The 17,158-nt window shown below is 35.2% G+C and carries 19 protein-coding genes, 1 tRNA gene and 1 other RNA gene; 3 read left to right on the top strand and 18 right to left on the bottom strand.

Features of this window, described 5'->3' with window-relative positions; genetic code table 11:
- Positions 1-13: 13 nt before the first annotated feature.
- The 5 genes from HOG88_RS10150 to mobB are packed head-to-tail and all read right to left on the bottom strand — an operon-like array spanning position 14 to position 4,611.
- Positions 14-1,033: a hypothetical protein gene (locus HOG88_RS10150; RefSeq protein WP_295005808.1), complete on the bottom strand. Its 1,020-nt coding sequence runs from the start codon at positions 1,031-1,033 to the stop codon at positions 14-16.
- Positions 1,030-3,024 carry a methionine--tRNA ligase gene (gene metG, locus HOG88_RS10145; RefSeq protein WP_295005806.1) on the bottom strand — a complete coding sequence of 665 codons (1,995 nt, stop codon included), beginning with the start codon at positions 3,022-3,024 and terminating at the stop codon, positions 1,030-1,032. Before metG ends, HOG88_RS10150 begins: the two co-directional genes overlap by 4 nt.
- A gap of 35 nt (positions 3,025-3,059) precedes the next feature.
- A complete protein-coding gene (locus HOG88_RS10140; RefSeq protein WP_295005804.1) occupies positions 3,060-3,266 on the bottom strand; it encodes a hypothetical protein in 207 nt (68 codons plus the stop codon).
- On the bottom strand, positions 3,250-4,092 hold the full coding sequence (locus tag HOG88_RS10135; RefSeq protein WP_295005802.1) for a class 1 fructose-bisphosphatase: 843 nt from the start codon (positions 4,090-4,092) through the stop codon (positions 3,250-3,252). The genes HOG88_RS10140 and HOG88_RS10135 overlap by 17 nt, the downstream gene beginning before the upstream one ends.
- Before the next feature lie 15 nt (positions 4,093-4,107).
- Positions 4,108-4,611 carry a molybdopterin-guanine dinucleotide biosynthesis protein B gene (gene mobB / locus HOG88_RS10130; protein WP_295005800.1) on the bottom strand — a complete coding sequence of 168 codons (504 nt, stop codon included), beginning with the start codon at positions 4,609-4,611 and terminating at the stop codon, positions 4,108-4,110.
- 82 nt (positions 4,612-4,693) lie between these two features.
- Here mobB and HOG88_RS10125 point away from each other — a divergent pair, with 82 nt between their 5' ends.
- The gene (locus HOG88_RS10125; RefSeq protein ID WP_295005798.1) at positions 4,694-5,158 is read left to right on the top strand and encodes a hypothetical protein; all 465 of its coding nucleotides are present in this window, start codon (positions 4,694-4,696) and stop codon (positions 5,156-5,158) included.
- Here HOG88_RS10125 and HOG88_RS10120 read toward each other — a convergent pair.
- Both HOG88_RS10120 and gltX read right to left on the bottom strand, forming a co-directional pair.
- A complete protein-coding gene (locus tag HOG88_RS10120) occupies positions 5,127-5,411 on the bottom strand; it encodes a YggT family protein (RefSeq protein WP_295005797.1) in 285 nt (94 codons plus the stop codon). The genes HOG88_RS10125 and HOG88_RS10120 overlap by 32 nt on opposite strands.
- Positions 5,408-6,679, bottom strand: coding sequence for a glutamate--tRNA ligase (gene gltX / locus HOG88_RS10115; RefSeq protein ID WP_295005795.1), 1,272 nt, complete (start codon positions 6,677-6,679; stop codon positions 5,408-5,410). The genes HOG88_RS10120 and gltX overlap by 4 nt, the downstream gene beginning before the upstream one ends.
- Before the next feature lie 154 nt (positions 6,680-6,833).
- On the opposite strand from gltX, the gene HOG88_RS10110 reads away from it, so the two are divergent.
- Positions 6,834-9,083, top strand: coding sequence for a glutamine--tRNA ligase/YqeY domain fusion protein (locus tag HOG88_RS10110; protein WP_295005793.1), 2,250 nt, complete (start codon positions 6,834-6,836; stop codon positions 9,081-9,083).
- A gap of 44 nt (positions 9,084-9,127) precedes the next feature.
- Here the strand turns inward: HOG88_RS10110 and HOG88_RS10105 are convergent, their stop codons facing one another.
- The 5 genes from HOG88_RS10105 to rnpB form a co-directional block, all read right to left on the bottom strand.
- A complete protein-coding gene (locus tag HOG88_RS10105) occupies positions 9,128-9,655 on the bottom strand; it encodes a hydrogenase maturation protease (protein ID WP_295005791.1) in 528 nt (175 codons plus the stop codon).
- Positions 9,656-9,726: 71 nt separating this feature from the next.
- The gene (locus HOG88_RS10100) at positions 9,727-9,951 is read right to left on the bottom strand and encodes a hypothetical protein (protein ID WP_295005789.1); all 225 of its coding nucleotides are present in this window, start codon (positions 9,949-9,951) and stop codon (positions 9,727-9,729) included.
- Positions 9,952-10,084: 133 nt separating this feature from the next.
- A tRNA-Glu gene (locus HOG88_RS10095) sits at positions 10,085-10,159 on the bottom strand.
- Positions 10,160-10,212: 53 nt separating this feature from the next.
- Entirely contained in the window at positions 10,213-10,419 is a 207-nt protein-coding gene (locus HOG88_RS10090) for a hypothetical protein (protein ID WP_295005787.1), read from the bottom strand.
- A gap of 366 nt (positions 10,420-10,785) precedes the next feature.
- An RNA gene (gene rnpB, locus HOG88_RS10085) (RNase P RNA component class A) lies at positions 10,786-11,111 on the bottom strand.
- Between the two features lie 176 nt (positions 11,112-11,287).
- Here rnpB and HOG88_RS10080 point away from each other — a divergent pair.
- Positions 11,288-11,905: a TetR/AcrR family transcriptional regulator gene (locus HOG88_RS10080; RefSeq protein ID WP_295005785.1), complete on the top strand. Its 618-nt coding sequence runs from the start codon at positions 11,288-11,290 to the stop codon at positions 11,903-11,905.
- A gap of 118 nt (positions 11,906-12,023) precedes the next feature.
- Here the strand turns inward: HOG88_RS10080 and HOG88_RS10075 are convergent, their stop codons facing one another.
- From HOG88_RS10075 to HOG88_RS10050, 6 genes are all read right to left on the bottom strand, one after another.
- The gene (locus HOG88_RS10075) at positions 12,024-12,275 is read right to left on the bottom strand and encodes a hypothetical protein (protein WP_295005784.1); all 252 of its coding nucleotides are present in this window, start codon (positions 12,273-12,275) and stop codon (positions 12,024-12,026) included.
- Positions 12,275-13,150 carry a succinate--CoA ligase subunit alpha gene (gene sucD, locus HOG88_RS10070; RefSeq protein ID WP_295005782.1) on the bottom strand — a complete coding sequence of 292 codons (876 nt, stop codon included), beginning with the start codon at positions 13,148-13,150 and terminating at the stop codon, positions 12,275-12,277. Before sucD ends, HOG88_RS10075 begins: the two co-directional genes overlap by 1 nt.
- A gap of 3 nt (positions 13,151-13,153) precedes the next feature.
- Positions 13,154-14,326 carry an ADP-forming succinate--CoA ligase subunit beta gene (sucC, locus tag HOG88_RS10065; RefSeq protein WP_295005780.1) on the bottom strand — a complete coding sequence of 391 codons (1,173 nt, stop codon included), beginning with the start codon at positions 14,324-14,326 and terminating at the stop codon, positions 13,154-13,156.
- Positions 14,327-14,409: 83 nt separating this feature from the next.
- A complete protein-coding gene (gene fumC / locus HOG88_RS10060; protein WP_295005779.1) occupies positions 14,410-15,801 on the bottom strand; it encodes a class II fumarate hydratase in 1,392 nt (463 codons plus the stop codon).
- 3 nt (positions 15,802-15,804) lie between these two features.
- On the bottom strand, positions 15,805-16,761 hold the full coding sequence (mdh, locus tag HOG88_RS10055) for a malate dehydrogenase (protein WP_295005777.1): 957 nt from the start codon (positions 16,759-16,761) through the stop codon (positions 15,805-15,807).
- Positions 16,762-16,946: 185 nt separating this feature from the next.
- The coding region (locus tag HOG88_RS10050) for an NADP-dependent isocitrate dehydrogenase (RefSeq protein ID WP_295005775.1) at positions 16,947-17,158 on the bottom strand (212 nt) is incomplete at its 5' end.

Genomic DNA, 17,158 nt, shown 5'->3' with positions numbered 1-17,158 from the left:
CTACACCTATATTTTAATGAGTAAAGTCAAAGAGTGAAACTTCACGTTGGGATACAAAAGGTTTTGACAGGATAGATTTATCAACACCAACTACGAGAGCAAAATGGAAGTCACTTTTTTTAAGTAAAGAAATGATCTCATTTTTATTTTTATAGACTAAAAGTCTCTCTGGATTTTTTATTTTTTGAGTAAAACTTTCACTTACACTTGGAACAATATAGATAATTTTTGCCCATGTTGCTTGATTTTGCAAGAAAAGTATCTCTTCTTCCATCATAGATCTATTTTTCTCAAAAATAAGTACTTTATCGCTTGTTCCAAACTCTTTTATTTCAAATTTTTTATTTGTAAAAACTGCTTCAAAGTGCTCTATAGGAGTAAACTTTCTAAGTCTATAATTAATACCTAGTGTCTTTAGGAAATGCAGTAAAATTTCTAAATAAGGAAGAAAAAATGGAGAAAGGAGTTGTCTTTCATAAAATATATCATCATAAATAAAAGATGTTTCAAAAAGAGTCTGCTCAATAACGGTAATATGATCAAAACTAGTATTGGAGAGCTCAATGGTTTTTGTAAAGATATCTCTACTCAGTAGAGTAGGGCAAAAAAGAATATTTACTCTACCTTCTATATCCCATAAAGCAGTGGTAATCTCTCTAATATTTCCATTTATAGCAAGAAAATTTGATTCACTGAGAACCTGTAATGCAAGCTTGAGAACTATTTCATTAGTTTCATATACAGCTATATCTTTATCTATAAGTCTAAAACGCAGAAGTCTTTTAAGTGCCTCATCAAGGTTTTCTACTTGAATCCAAGCAATTTCATCATCTTGTATTTCTATTTCTGAATGAGAAATGACACCATAAGCACCATTCTCGACGGCTAACTCGATACTTTCATCACTAAAGGCCATAAATAGATCGCCTCTTTTGACATGTCTAGCCTTAAAGACAATGTTGTTAAAGTTATTTACAAATGGAGTATTAAGAAGTTTTCCATGTGTAAGTGCAAGGACATTTTCTAGTCTCATCCAATCGGTGTGCCTGCTTTTTTAGGCTTCTCTGGTCTTACTAAGCAAAGACCATCTTCATCTTTAACAGCAAGCAACATTCCCTCAGACATCATTCCCATCAGTTTAGCGGGTTTGAGGTTAGCAACAACACATACCTGTGTTCCAACAAGAGACTCAGCTGAATAAAACTCTTTTATACCTGCCACAACTTGTCTCGTGTCATCTTCGCCTAGACTTACTTGAAGCTTGAGCAACTTTTTACTTTTAGGAACTTCCTCTGCTGCTAAAACTGTTCCTACCTTTAATGATGTTTCAAAGAACTGACCAATCTCTATAAGGTTGTCATCAAAAGCCGCTTTTGACTCATGCACTTCTTTCTTCTTAGAAGCTTTTTCTTGCCCCAGGGCACCCTCTCTAGCTTCGCCATTCACCTTGTCCTTAGGAGGATTTGGTTCTGCATTTGGTGCTTCAGCCATTAATGGCTCTTCAACCCTAGGAAATAGGGGAGGTACTTTTTTGATGTTAAATAATTTCAATAGTTTTTTATCTATAATCATATTGTTATAGCTCTCATTATTTATCTCGAAGTTAAGTGCGTTTGCAACAGTAGCGGTAGTCTTAGGCATAATTGGACTTAACATAATACAAGCCTTTGCTAATACATTTGAAACAAGAGCAACTGTTGCTAGTGCTTCATCTGCTTTGTCATTTTTTATCTTAGCCCATGGTTCATGTTCAGTTATCGCTGTGTTTCCAATAGAAAAAAGTCTCCATAGTTCTTCTAAGTAGCGGTGTGTTTGCATCTCTTTCATGTAGCCATCAAGTGAATCAAGAGCTATATTCATCGCATCTAACTCTTTAGTGTGGTACTTCTCAACATCAACACTATCTATTTCGTACTCAGAATACTTTGCACTCATTCCTATAATACGATTAAGAAGGTTTCCTAGGTCATTACTAAGATCAGAATTGATTCTATCTATGAATGCGCGTTGAGAAAAATCGCCATCTTGACCAAATGGAACTTCACGAAGCATAAAGTAACGTAAATTTTCAACTCCATAAGCATCGGAGACTTCTCTTGGAAATACTACATTTCCTTTTGACTTTGACATCTTCTCACCATCTCTTGTCCACCAACCATGTGCACCAATCTGCTTAGGAAGAGGTAAGTCAAGACTCATTAAAAACGCAGGCCAATAAATAGCATGAAAACGCAGGATATCTTTACCAACAAAGTGTGTACTCGCTGGCCAAAATTTTTCCATATTTGCATCATCTGTTCCGTAACCAAGAGCAGTTACATAGTTAAGTAGGGCATCTAACCAAACATACATAACATGCTTGTCATCATTAAGGCTCTCAGGAATATTAACACCCCAAGTAAATGAAGTACGAGTTACAGAAAGGTCACGTAAACCACCTTTTACGAAGTTCTTTACTTCATTTGCACGTGAACGCGGCATTATAAAGTCAGGATTTGCTTCATAGTGTGCAAGAAGCTTATCTTCATACTCAGAGAGTTTAAAGAAGTAACTTTCCTCTTTTACAATACTTGTAGCACGACCACAGTCTGGACAAAACTCACCATCTATAAGTTGTGTTTCAGGAAAAAATGTCTCACAACTTACACAGTAATGACCTTCGTAAAAGTCTTTGTATATATCGCCTTTGTCAAACATCTTTAAAAATGCTTTTTTTACTCCAGCCATATGGTTTTTATCTGTTGTACGGATAAATTTGTTGTAACTTATTTCAAAATCATCCCAAAGGTCTTTAAATGTAGCACTGATTTCATCAGCAAATTCTTGAGTAGGTTTATTATGTTTTTGAGCTGATTCTTCTATTTTCTGACCATGTTCGTCTGTACCTGTCAAAAAGTAAGTTTCATTGCCTTTTAGTCTCTCGTATCTAGCCATTGTATCTGCTATAAAAGTAGTATACGCATGCCCTATATGAGCTTCCCCATTAACATAGTAAATTGGTGTTGTTATATATTTATTACTCAAGAATTTTTCCTTAATTGTGTTTAATTTAGTCTAACTTAAAACTCAAACCCGCCAGTATCGCCCTTAGACATACTGTTATAAACGGCTTTGACATATTCATCTCTAACTTCACAACCGAAGTAAGACTCACATGCACTACAGCTTTGATGCCCTTTACTTACTTGACAATCTTGAAGCTTACGAAGCATTTCTTCTAAAAAAAGTTCAAACTTATCCTGTTTTTTGTTATGCATTTTTTGCATAAACCTCTTTAACTCTAGCTATCTCGTAGTTAGATCCAAAGAAACAAACTGCCGTATCGTGAATATGTGAATGTCCTAAAGTCATTAGGTCATTTTTACCATCAATGGCACCACCACCTGACTTCTCATAGATAAATGCAAAAGGAAATACTTCAAATAAACGACGAAGTTTACCCTCAGGCTTATCACTTGTACCAGGGTAAGAAAATAGTCCACCACCCTTAAGAAGGATCTGATGTAAATCGGGAACCATTCCACCAGAATAGCGAAGACGATAGCCCTCAGCAAAGAAACTGTCAACCATTTCTTTATGGTAAGGTGCCCAGTTTTGTTGTGTCCCACCAGGAGCATTAAGCTTACCTTTTTCATTAAGACGTATCTCTTTAACAAACTCAAACTCACCATTTTGTAGTAAGTAAAGTTTTGTTTTATTTTCAGCAAAAACCATCTCAACGCGAGGACCATGAACAACATAACAAGAAGCCACCATGTTGGATGCACCAAATTCACCTTCGTATATTCCATAAATAGAGCCAACACTAAGATTTACATCTACCAATGATGAACCATCTAAAGGGTCATAAGCAACGAAATATTTTCCACTTTCATTTAAAAGAATTTCTTTCTCTTTTTCTTCACTTGCTATCGTATGGACAGAAGATACTTTAGAAAACTCTTCTTGAATAATCAAGTCACATTGAATATCTAACTGTAGTTGCGTTTCACCAGAACTGTTCTCTAATTGTGAATAGCCTATATCTTTTACGTCTATGGCGTTTTTAATACGTATTGCACTTCTTTGTATAGCATCAAAAATATCTCTCATCTTTTAAACCCTTTGTTAAACTTTTTTTGCATTTTTAAAGATCCACGAAATTATTTCATCTGGATCATTTAAATCTAAAACATTTACTTCTTTTGGCAGTTCATACTTTTTAATATCAATACTCTCATCAATAGCAACTGCATCCATAAATGGAAAATAGTCACTATCCATCGACTCTCTAAATATACTAATTCTTGGCAATGGAAGACTTTTTAGCCCTTCGACAAGTAATACATCAAAGTTTTCAAACAGTCGTATCATTTCGTCAAGTTCTGAGTGTTTTTTAGAGAAATAAGTTGTACGAGTATCAGATGTAACTATTACCTCTGCACCAGTGTCACTAAACTTATAACTATCTTTACCTTCCACATCAAAACGAGCCTTATCTTTTGGGTCATGCTTAATAATTGCGACCTCAAGTTTATGCTCATGAATCAGTTTTCTGGCAACTTTTAGTATTAATGTAGTTTTACCACTGTTTGATGGACCAGTAAATGCAACGGCTAATCTTTTGCTCAATTTTCATCTCTATTTAAATTTTATTAATTATACAAAAGAAGTGTTTAATAAGATATAATTCCGTTCAAATTAAGGGATAAAAATGAAAACTTTTTTAATAATTTTACTATTTATCATGAGTTTTACTAGCTGTTCGACAAATAATGCGTTTCATCAGTTTGATATGGATGAAATACAAGAGTTTAGTGAAGAGACAATACAAAGTTCTGTTATTAAAAATGATAAAGAGAATGATGGTCTTTTAACCGTTATTTATCTCAATAAATTATATCCTGAAAAGTATAAGGACTATGAGTATTTTTATACTTATCTTTACACAAAGAGTAATAGCAAAAATATCAAATTCTTACTCAATGAAGAAGAGGCACTTTCAGTAGAAGAATTACCATCATATAACAAGTTTTCTAATCTAACGTCATTTAAAGTGCAATGGCAAAGATACTATTTACTAAAGTTTAAGAAGCAGGGTGGTGCTTTAAACTTTAAAGTTCAAAACACTGAATTTTCATCAGAGTCTATAGAGTATTTAAAAGAGCCTGAAGTATAACAATAACAACTTGAAGACCAACGATGATTATAAGTGGTGCTAAATCTAAGCCGTTAAAATTGGTTTTTATAAACTTTCCTACAAATCTATATGCTGGATTTGTAATCCTATATAAAAACTGTACTATTTGATTGTATGGATCGGGGTTTACAAAACTCATTAAAGCTGTAGCGATTATAACCCATATATAAACATTTACGAGACCTATAAATAGACCACCAATCCCTTGAAGTATTTCTATTGATGCATTCATTTAATTATTTCTCCGATGTAATTTTTTAGACAATTATAAAGAGCACCCATCTCAGGACCATCTTGTGTATTTGTAAGAAGTATACGAAACACTATAGAAAAGTCTTTCTCTGTAAGTTGGGACTCTTTTATAATATGGTTTTTAAAATCAGTATAATTTTCAAAGAATGGTGCTTTTTTTATGATATTTACTATTGTTTGAGCCTGACTAGAAAACTCTTCTGGAATATCTCTGGGTGCAAATATTTGAGATATTTTTGCTTTTAACTCTTTGGTAGTTGAAGCTTCTTCAAGATAAATTCTTGCAAGGCTTCCTATCTCTTCATCAGCAAAGCCAACATAACGTGAGAGTTCTTTTGTATCAAGGAGTTTGAGGTGTTCTTTATTTATATGCCTTAGAACATCTATATTAAAAGGAGTGGGGGACTTCGACATGTTCTCTAACAAAAACCAATCTTGTGCTTCGTTTAGTGTAAATATTTCTTTAGGAGTTTTATTACCTATTGATATTAAATAATTTGAAATAGCTTCAGGTAAAAAACCTTCTTCTAGTAGTGATTTTACACTTATAGTGTCGCCATTTAAAATACGAGGAAGATGTGCGTATTCTATTTTTTTATCGTATGCGAGTAGTGCTCTTATATGGTCTTGTTTTGGTGTATTACTCATATGCTTTTCATCACGAATAACTATAGAAATATTACTGAGCATATCATCAACTGCACATGAAAAGTCATAGGTTGGCCTTTTATCATGATTCATGATTATAAAGCTATCTACATCATTCGTTCCAAAACTGACATCACCCTTGATATGGTCTTTAATTGCAATAGCATTGTCTGGTCGTGTTATACGAATTGTAAAAGGACTCATGTTGTCTATAACAAGCTCAGCAGGTAGGTTACGACAGGCATCGTCGTATCTGTACTCTTTATTCTCTTGTTTAGCTTCTTCGCGTTTCTTATCCAACCAGTTATCTGAACAAAAACAAGAAAAAGCTTTTTTCTCGTGTATGAGCTGTAGTGCCATTGCTGTATGAAAACGCACACTTTCACTTTGATATATTGTTTGTGAGGACTCTATGTTAAAAAGACCAAGAGTATCGAGTATTTCTTGGTCTTTACCCTCAATGTTCTTCTCTTTATCAGTATCTTCGATTCTAATAATTAAATCTTCGCCTCTTTGTTTTGAAATAATATAGTTCAATAGAGCGATTCTTAAGTTTCCAATGTGCATATCGCAAGTAGGGCTTGAAGCAAATCTTAGCATTTATATTCCTGCATAATGTAATGGTGGAATTCTATCAAGTTTTAACTAATAAACCCTTTATCTAAGATGCCATAAGCTCAAAGATGATAAAATACAAGCCTTAATATGAATTACAAAATCAAAACGAAGTTTCTTTAGAAAAGGTTTAATAATAATGAGTGAGAGCAAAGATTTTTTACGTATGATAGTTGAAGAGGACTTGAAGTCAGGTAAGTATAAAGAGGTTGTTACAAGATTTCCTCCCGAGCCTAATGGCTTTCCACACATTGGACATGCTAAGTCAATCGTTATAAACTTTGGTATTGCAAATGATTATAATGGTCACTGTAACCTTAGAATGGATGATACAAACCCAACTAAAGAAGACACAAAGTATGTCGAGGCACTTAAAGACGCCGTAGAGTGGCTTGGATTCCAATGGGGTGATGACGTACATTTTACTTCTGATTATTTCTCAAAGATATACGACTATGCAGTAGAGCTAATTAAAATGGATAAAGCCTATGTTGACAGTGCGAGTGAAGATGAGACACGCGAAAACCGTGGTACAGTAAAACAAGCAGGTAAACGCAGTAAATATGCCCAGCGTAGCGTTGAAGAGAATCTAGACCTATTCGAGAGAATGAAAAATGGCGAGTTCAAAGATGGTGAGCATGTTCTCAGGGCTAAGATCGATATGTCTGCTGCTAACATGAAAATGAGGGATCCTCTTTTATATCGCATTAGAAATGTACACCATTTTAGAGCGGATAACAAGTGGTCAATCTATCCAATGTATGACTTTGCTCACTGTTTATCTGACTATATAGAAGGTGTTTCTCACTCTATTTGTACACTTGAGTTTGAAAATAACCGTGATGTTTATAACTGGGTACTTGACACTTTGGGTCTTACAACTTCTCGTCCTTACCAACATGAGTTTGCAAGACTTGGAATAAACTATACAGTTATGAGTAAAAGAAAGCTTTTAGAACTAGTCCAAGGGGGACAAGTGAGTGGCTGGGATGATCCTCGTATGCCTACAATAGCAGGGTACAGAAGAAGAGGTTACACGCCAGAGTCCATTTTAAACTTCTGTGATCAAATAGGTATAGCAAAAGCCAATTCAATGGTTGACGTTGCACAACTTGAATTTTGCATTAGAGATGATTTAAATACAAAAGTACCTCGCGTACTAGCAGTACTTGACCCTCTCAAAGTAACAATCGTCAACTATGAGGGTAATGAAGAGATAGATGCTCCATACTACCCACATGATGTACCAAAAGAAGGGGATAGAAAGATACCTTTCTCTAAAGAAATCTACATTGAACGTGATGATTTTATGGAAAATCCTCCAAAAGGATACTTCCGTCTTACTCCTGATCAACCAGTAAAACTTAGACATGCTTACATCATCACATGTAAAGAAATTATCAAAGACACTAGTGGAAACATTATAGAGATAAAAGCAGAGTATATTCCCAACTCATTAAGTGGCTCAGATACTAGTGGGATAAAAGTTAAAAGTGCTATTCAGTGGGTAAGTATTGCTGAGGCTAAGAAAGTAGAAGTAAGAGTTTACGATAGAATCTTTAAAGATGAAGCACCTGAGGGAATAGAAGATATAAATCCTGATTCTCTAAAAGTTATTAAAAATGCTTTTATTGAACCTGCTGTCATAACACAGAAACCTGATGAGAGATTCCAGTTTGAAAGACAGGGTTACTTTTACTTTGACCCTATAGACTCTACGGATGAGCACCCAGTGTTTAATAAGATAGTCGGTTTAAAAGACTCTTGGAGTAAAAAAGAAAAACCAGCTAAGAGCGAAGCTAAGCCTCAAACGAAAAAAGTACAAGTAGATGGTGAAGTAATTGCTATGAGTGAAAAGCAACAAACACTGTTTGACAAGTATACTTCTATTGGACTAAACACTGAAGTGTCAAACACACTAGCACGTGATGAACAGCTATCCTCATTTTATGAAGAGACTCTCTCTGAACTCAATTCTCCTATTGCTCTTGCGAACATTGTAACTAATGAAGTAGCCAGAGAGCTCAAACAGATGCAGGTAGACGAACTTAAGTTTAGTGCAAAACAAATAGCTGAGCTTATTAAAATGGTTGATGATGGAACTATTTCAAATAAAATTGCTAAGCAAGTGTTTGAAGAAATGGTTATATCTGGAGAAAATGCAGCACAGATAGTTGAAAACGAAGGACTTGTCCAGATAAGTGACCCGTCTGTAATATCACCTATAATTGATGAAATAATTGCAAAAAATCCAGATAATGTTGCTAAGTTTAAAGCAGGCAACACAAAACTACTAGGCTTCTTTGTAGGACAAGTTCTAAAAACGACAGGTGGTAAAGCAAATCCGGTAGTAGTTAATGAGCTTGTTGCTAAAAAATTAGGAGAGTAAAGTAACCAAAGCCCACTTTGTGGCTTTGGACTTCTAGTAGTATATTACTTTTTAAAACTATCAATCACACTATCAAGTGTTTTCTTCTCATCTATAGGGTCACAAGTAATACCTTTACCCTCTAGTGTTTTTATAAGCATTAACATGTAAGCCTCAAATGAATGGTGCAGAGCAGGGCTCAAACCAATCTCCTTATCCATGTTACCTGGAACGATTGCTAAAAGACTTACTTCAGGTAAAGTTTCTCCTCTGCGTTCTAACATATTAAGACATTCTAAAACATTTGTTTCATCAGCACTCTCATTCGCACCTAAACTACGAAATTTTGCCATAGGTAAATTATAAAGTGACCCTGCATCATCGTCAACACCTATGAGGTCAAGTACAAAAACTTCCTCATATCTCACTAAAATGTTTAATACATTCATACCTTCGATACCACCATGGATAATGTCCACACTTGGATTAAAACTGTAATTAGTCTCTAGGTACTTAGTCGCATATAAAGCGATACCTTCATCTTTTTGTAATACATTTCCGGCACTTAAAATTGCAAATTGTTTTTTATTCATGAGCGAATTCTAACTAAATTTTCTAATAAGAAGATAAAGGAACGGATATAAAAGGGACTTGCTACTTTTATCTAAAGATTGTTTTCAAACCATTGTTGTAAGTCTTTGCCATATTTATATTCTGATAACTCAAACATTTCTATTCCTGTACTTACGTACTCATTATAAAGTATATCTGCAGTAATAGTTAAAGTTTTTTTCTCATGGTTAAGCCAGTTTTGTAAAAGTATATAAAAGTCATCTTTTTTATCTTCCCAATACTGTTTTCTTTCTTGAATTTGTTTTTTAGTACTCATTATCTATCTCTTGTAGTCTAATATTATATAATTTTATTACATATATACTGAATTATAACGAAATAGGGTGGTTTTCTAAGAGTAAGTTTAAAGTTATGTTTATTTGAAAGTACTTATAATAAGTAAATGTAAGTGGTGACCCCGAGGAGAATTGAACTCCTGTGACATGGATGAAAACCATGGATCCTAACCGCTAGACGACGGGGCCACTCATCAACTGTTTTGTTGAGTCGACATTATAGGGAAAAGATTCTTAATAACTCATAAAGTGGACTTAAATTGTTCCAACCATTCAATATCGGACTCTTTTGAAGCCTCTTTTTGAACTAATAGCGAATCTACAATGTTAAGCAGTGTGTTTTCATCCATAAACTCTAGTAAAGTAGGGTCTATATGCGTCTGAGATCCACCTTCGTATGTATTTAACAACTTTTGTATGTCATCTATTAGTTTTTCTTTACGTGTCATTACTTGTATTCTCTCTTTATAATTGATATTGGTTAACATAATGTAAATTCTATTGAAAATTACATTTGCACTTTTTAGCTTATTTAGTGACTTTAGAGTTTAATTCCAGCAGACTCTACTGTATTTAATACTCTGAGTACAATCACGAAATAGTAGTGTATAAGCTATCGAACTGTTATTTACATCAACAATCTTCTGTAAAAAAATTGAATATTATTATACCGTTTTTACTTCCAGCTTGTATATATTGACTCAAGAGTAACAAAGTATATTCATATTTTACAATATCAATTAAGACCTATCTGTCTCATGAGTCATATAGGTAGAAGAATATTATTTAATAGTCATTTATATGGGAGTTACTCGCAAATAGGTGTAAGTATAAGCCGAGTTTTGTTGTGATAGTATTAATCTACTGTACTCTTTACACAGTACCTCTAGCGAAACAAAAGCGATGTAAGACGCTAACCATCTGTTTCTTGCTGCCATGTTGGGTTTACAAGCTCTCTATGTTGCCATAAAGACTGGTGGTCTCTTACACACACCTTTTCACCTTTACTACGCCTAAACGCAGAAGTCTAATCTCTGTTGCACTTTCCCTCGCATTACTACGGCCATTCGTTAAATGGAACACTGTCTTACAGCAGCTCGGACTTTCCTCTTGATTGCTCAAGCACTATCCCTTACACCTATGCAATTCTACTCAGTTCTTCCTTTACATACCTTTTTTTAGACAAAAGAACACTTGTTCATATATTAGATATGCTAAATGAACAAGTGTTCTTTTCGAATAAGCTTAGATTAACAAGTGTTCTTATATAATACATTTATAAAGAACGATTGTTCATATAACTATAATGGAGTCTAAATGCCTATCACAACGACATCTACTAAAAATAACAAAACAAAAGACAAGATACTAAAAGTGTCAACTGTCCTCTTTTCTAAGCTAGGATATAAAGGTGCAAGTGTGCGTAAAATCGCTTCAGAAGTTGGAATAAGAGAGAGTGCACTCTATAATCACTTCGAAAACAAAGAGGAGATATTTTTAGAGGTTGCCAAGGGAATTTTCTCTTCGCCCTTCTCTCTTGAGCATGAAGAAGTAGCAGAACTGGCTGCAAGAGGAAAACCTTTTTTGCAGAAGTTTACTATGCAATATAAGATGCTCACATTTGATAAAGGCAATGAAGATATGTTTAGATTACTCATGATAGAGTTATTTCAAAATAAAGAGCTCAGAGCGCAGTTCATGCAAGAGTTCCATGCAAAAAACATAAAAGTGCTCTCAGAGGCATTCTTCATAATGATGCAGAACTCATTGATACATTCATCTGATCCAATGCTGGTTGCTTACGAGTATATATCCACCCTATTCTACATAAGACTTCAGATAACACTTATGAGGTTTGACAGCAACTCTACTGACAGTATCTCAACTCAGTTCGAGAAGCATGTGGAGTTCTTTTGGGAGAGTATTAAGGTTTAAGTGCCCTACTTCATTCTAAAAGTAGGTTATTAAGTTATAATATTATCTAATATTATAACTTGAGTTAAAAAAAAGCAGTCTATTAGTGACTGCCTTTTTAAGATTTGATTATTAAGTGCTAAGAGAACTTAAAAGTTGCATCTTCTGAGAAATCCATCTTTTCATCTGTAGATAAAAGATAGCCGTGATCTCTGAGAACTGTTTTGAGAAGTTCTAGATGTTCATCATCTACAACTTCTGCTGTTACAGAATGAGGTGTACTTAAAAGATTTACTCTAACAGATGTAAAACCTGCTAAATCTAGTCCTGTTCTTATAGTAGCAGCACAAGCTCCACAACTAAGATCTTGTAGTTCTATAGTTTGTATCATTATTTTTTAGCCATTGCCTTAATAACTGCTAAACCAATTTCAGCTGGAGAAACAACAACTGTAACGCCCGCAGCTTCAAGAGCAGCCATTTTTTCAGCTGCAGTTCCAGCAGAACCAGAAACGATAGCACCTGCATGACCCATAGTTTTACCTTTAGGAGCAGTTTGACCAGCGATAAACGCAACAACTGGTTTAGTGATTTGTTCTTTGATTAGTTTAGCCGCTTGAATTTCAAGGTCTCCACCAATCTCACCAATCATAACGATACATTCAGTTTCTGGATCAGCTTCAAACATTGGTAAAAGTTGGTTGTATGAAAGACCAATAATTGGATCTCCACCAATACCAACAGCAGTAGATATACCGTAACCAGCTTTAACAACTTGGTTTGTACCTTCGTAAGTTAATGTACCAGACTTAGAAATAAGACCAACATTACCTTTTTTGAAAATCATACCAGGCATGATTCCAATTTTACACTCTTCAGCAGTGATAATACCAGGACAGTTTGGCCCAAGTGTTTTCATACCGTGTTTAGTAGCATGAGCTTTAGCAGCTTGCATATCTTTAACCGGAGCACCTTCTGTAATGATTACAGCAAGCTCAATCCCAGCTTCAGCAGCTTCCATTACAGCATCACCAACAAAAGCAGGTGGAACAAAGATCATAGAAACCGTAGCACCAGTAGTTTTAACAGCATCAGAAACAGTATTGAAAACTGGTTTACCTAAATGCTCTTGACCACCTTTGTTTGGTGTAACACCACCAACAATTTGAGAACCGTAGTCTATACATTGCTCAGCATGAAAAGAACCTTCTTTTCCTGTGAAACCTTGAACGATTATTTTTGTATCTTTATTTACTAAAATTGACATAAACTATTCTCCTTTTGCAGCAGCAACTGATTTCGCAGCACCGTCGCCTAAATCATCTGCAACAATTAAGTTAGCGATATTTGCATTGTTTAGAATCTCAGATGCTTCAGGAGCATTTGTACCATCAAGACGAACGATAACCGGAACATTAACATCAGTAATTTTTGTTGCTTCAATAATACCGTTTGCAATACGATCACAACGTACGATACCACCAAAGATATTTACAAAGATCGCTTTTACATTAGGGTTCTTAAGAATGATCTCAAAACCTTTTGCAACAGTCTCTGCATTTGCAGAACCACCAACATCAAGGAAGTTGGCAGGTGTTCCACCCATATAGTTGATCGTATCCATAGTACCCATCGCAAGACCCGCACCATTTACCATACAACCGATTTCACCATCAAGTGCTACATAAGAAAGTCCATATTTAGCAGCTTCAACTTCATCAGCATCTTCTTCTGTTAAGTCTCTCATTGCTAAGATTTCTGGTTGACGTCCAAGCGCTGAGTTATCAAAGCCCATTTTCCCATCTAGTGCTAAAAACTCGCCACTCCCAGTTCTTACAAGAGGATTGATCTCAATCATCTCTGCATCATTTTCCATATAAAGTTTAAATAACTTTGAAGCAAAAGAAATAATATTTTTTTGCTCTGCTTTATCTGTAACACCTAAACCAAATGCAAGTTCACGACCGTGAAAGCCTTGAAAACCTATAGCTGGATCAACAGGAATAGTGATAATTTTTTCAGGAGTATTTTCAGCAACATCTTCGATGTTCATACCACCTTCAGTTGATGCCATAATTAAAGGCATTTCTAATTTTCTATCAAGAACAACAGACAGATATAATTCATCTTTGATATCAGCACCATCTTCGATGTAAAGTTTTTGAACCAATTTACCCTCAGCTGCAGTTTGGTGAGTCACCAAAGTCATACCAAGAATTTCGTCAGCTAGTTCTCTTACTTCATCTAGAGATTTAGCTAGTTTAACACCACCACCTAAACCACGACCACCTGCATGTATTTGAGCTTTAACAACCCATACTGGACCACCTAACTCTTTTGCAGCAAGAACTGCGGCGTCAACACTTTCAACCATAATACCTTTTGGTGTTGGAACACCATATTTAGCAAATATTTCTTTTGCTTGATACTCATGTACGTTCATATTTTTCCTTTATGTAAAATGTAATTTTATTTTATTTATTAAGCTTTTACAGAAAATGATTTAGTCATTTTCTGTATTGGCTTTTAAGCCTTAGGTGCAATCATATCTTCTGGAACTACATACTTGTCAAACTCTTCAGCTGTTAAAAGACCAAGATCAATAGCTGTCTCTTTTAAAGTTGAGTTGTTTTTGTGTGCTGTTTTAGCAATTTTTGCTGCATTATCATAACCTACATAAGGATTAAGTGCAGTAACAAGCATTAATGAGTTATGTAAAAAGTGATCGATTTTATCAGCAACTGGCTCAAGACCAACTGCACAGTTATCGTTAAACGACGTGATACAGTCTGCAAGTAAACGACATGACTGTAAATAGTTATATGCGATTACTGGTTTGAAAACATTTAACTCAAAGTTACCTTGAGATGCACCCATAGAGATAGCAACATCATTACCAAACACTTGACATGTAACCATAGTTACAGCTTCAGCTTGAGTAGGATTTACTTTTCCTGGCATAATAGAAGAACCTGGCTCATTAGCAGGTATTTCTAACTCCCCTATTCCACAACGTGGTCCAGAAGCTAACCATCTTACATCATTCGCGATTTTCATCATGTCCGCTGCAAGAGCTTTTAATGCTCCATGAGAGTAAACAAGGGCATCGTGAGAAGTTAATGCATGAAATTTATTTGGAGCAGTGATGAAATCATGACCAGTTAATTCACTAATCTTTTTAGCAACGCGTACACCCATTTCTGGATGTGCATTAAGACCAGTTCCAACAGCAGTTCCACCAAGTGCTAATTCACGAACAGCTTCTAGAGAATCTTTAGCCATTTTTTCACACTTATTAAGCATTTCAACCCAACCGCTAATCTCTTGACCAAGAGTAAGTGGTGTTGCATCTTGAAGATGTGTACGACCAATTTTAACAACTGATTCAAATTTAGCTGACTTTGCTGCTAGTGTAGCTTTAAGTTTAGCAATTGCGGGAATAACACTATCTTCAACTGCTATAACAGCAGCAATATGAAGAGCTGTTGGGTATGTGTCATTTGAAGATTGAGATTTGTTAACATCATCATTTGGATGAACGAGTTTCTCAGTTCTAAAATCTCCACCAAGAATTTCAGAAGCGCGATTCGCAAGAACTTCATTGTTATTCATGTTAGACTGAGTACCTGAACCTGTTTGCCATACAACTAATGGATAATTTCCATCTAGTTTTCCTGCAAGCATGTCATCAGCAGCAGCTGCAATAGCGTCTGCTTTTTTCTGATCTAGCTTTCCAAGGTCTGCGTTTACAAGAGCAGCAGCTTTTTTAAGATAAGAAAAACCTCTAGTTATCTCATAAGGCATAGTTTCTTCACCAATAGCAAAGTTTTGTATACTTCTTTGAGTTTGTGCAGCCCAGTAAGCGTCTACTGGAACTTCAATGTCACCCATTGTATCTTTTTCAATTCTTGTACTCATTAGTTATTCTCCTTTAAAAAATTCGTTTTTGTTTAATGTATCGATTAACTCTTTAACAGAGCTACAAGAGTTAGCAAACATTTCTTTTTCAGCATCATTTAGAGTAATCTCAATGATTTTCTCAGCGCCATTAGCACCAATCATCACAGGAACGCCACAAACAACGTCATTGTATCCATACTCTCCTTCTAAGAAAACTGCACATGGATGAATCTGTTTTGTGTCTTTTAATATAGCATCAACCATAATTGCAGTTGATTTTGCAGGAGCATAGTATGCAGAACCAGTTTTTAGGTGTCCTACTATTTCAGCACCACCATGACGTGTTCTATCTACTATCTCTTCGATTTCATCATTACTTAGTACATCACTTAAAGGTACTCCAGCAACAGTTGAATATCTTGGTAAAGGAACCATATCATCGCCGTGACCACCCATAACAGATGCACGTATTTGACCTCCACCGTATCCAAGCTTTTCTTGAATAAACGCAGCCATACGTGAACTATCAAGTATACCAGCCATTCCTAGAACACGACTTCTATCAAAACCACTCTCTTTTAGTGCAACATAAGTCATTGCGTCTAAAGGATTAGAAACCATAATGATAATAGCATTTGGAGAGTACTTTGCAACACCTTGAATAACTTCTTTAGTGATGTTCGCATTGATAATTAGTAAATCATCTCTACTCATACCTGGAAGTCTTGGACTACCAGCAGTAATAACAACAACATCACAATCAACTAAGTCAGACATCTCTTCTGCAACTTTAACAACAGTATGACTTCTAACAGCAGAAGCTGCCTGAGACATATCTAGTGCTTTTCCTCTTGCCACATCGATTTTATTGTCACGTAAAATTATTTCATGACAAGAACCTTGCATCGCTAGTGAATAAGCTACCGTTGCACCAACATTACCGGCACCAACAATTCCTACTCTTTTTCCTTGACTCATATATTCTCCCTTGATGTAAATAGTTAGGGCATACATCAACAATATACTTAAACAATATGTGCTAACACATAAAACTTAAGCATAAACTGTATGCCTCATAAAGGATTTTCACCTTTTATATAGACCATTAATATGGTACATATAAAAAATGAATTCATGTGCCGAGGGCACATGAAACATAAAAACTATATTGAAGCGATTATAGCGTTTAATGTAGCAGATGGACGCATAGCTTTTTCAGCTTTAGCATCATCTGGACGGAAGTAACCACCGATATCTTGAGCTTTACCTTCAACAGATAATAACTCTTCAATGATTTTTGCTTCATTATCAGTTAATGCTTTTGCAACAGGTGCAAATTTAGCAGCTAATTCAGCACTTTTACCTTCAGCAAGTG

Origin of the sequence: Sulfurimonas sp. (genome assembly GCF_018698455.1) — a bacterium.
Classification (GTDB): domain Bacteria; phylum Campylobacterota; class Campylobacteria; order Campylobacterales; family Sulfurimonadaceae; genus Sulfurimonas.
This window is presented reverse-complemented; position numbering and strand designations above follow the sequence as displayed.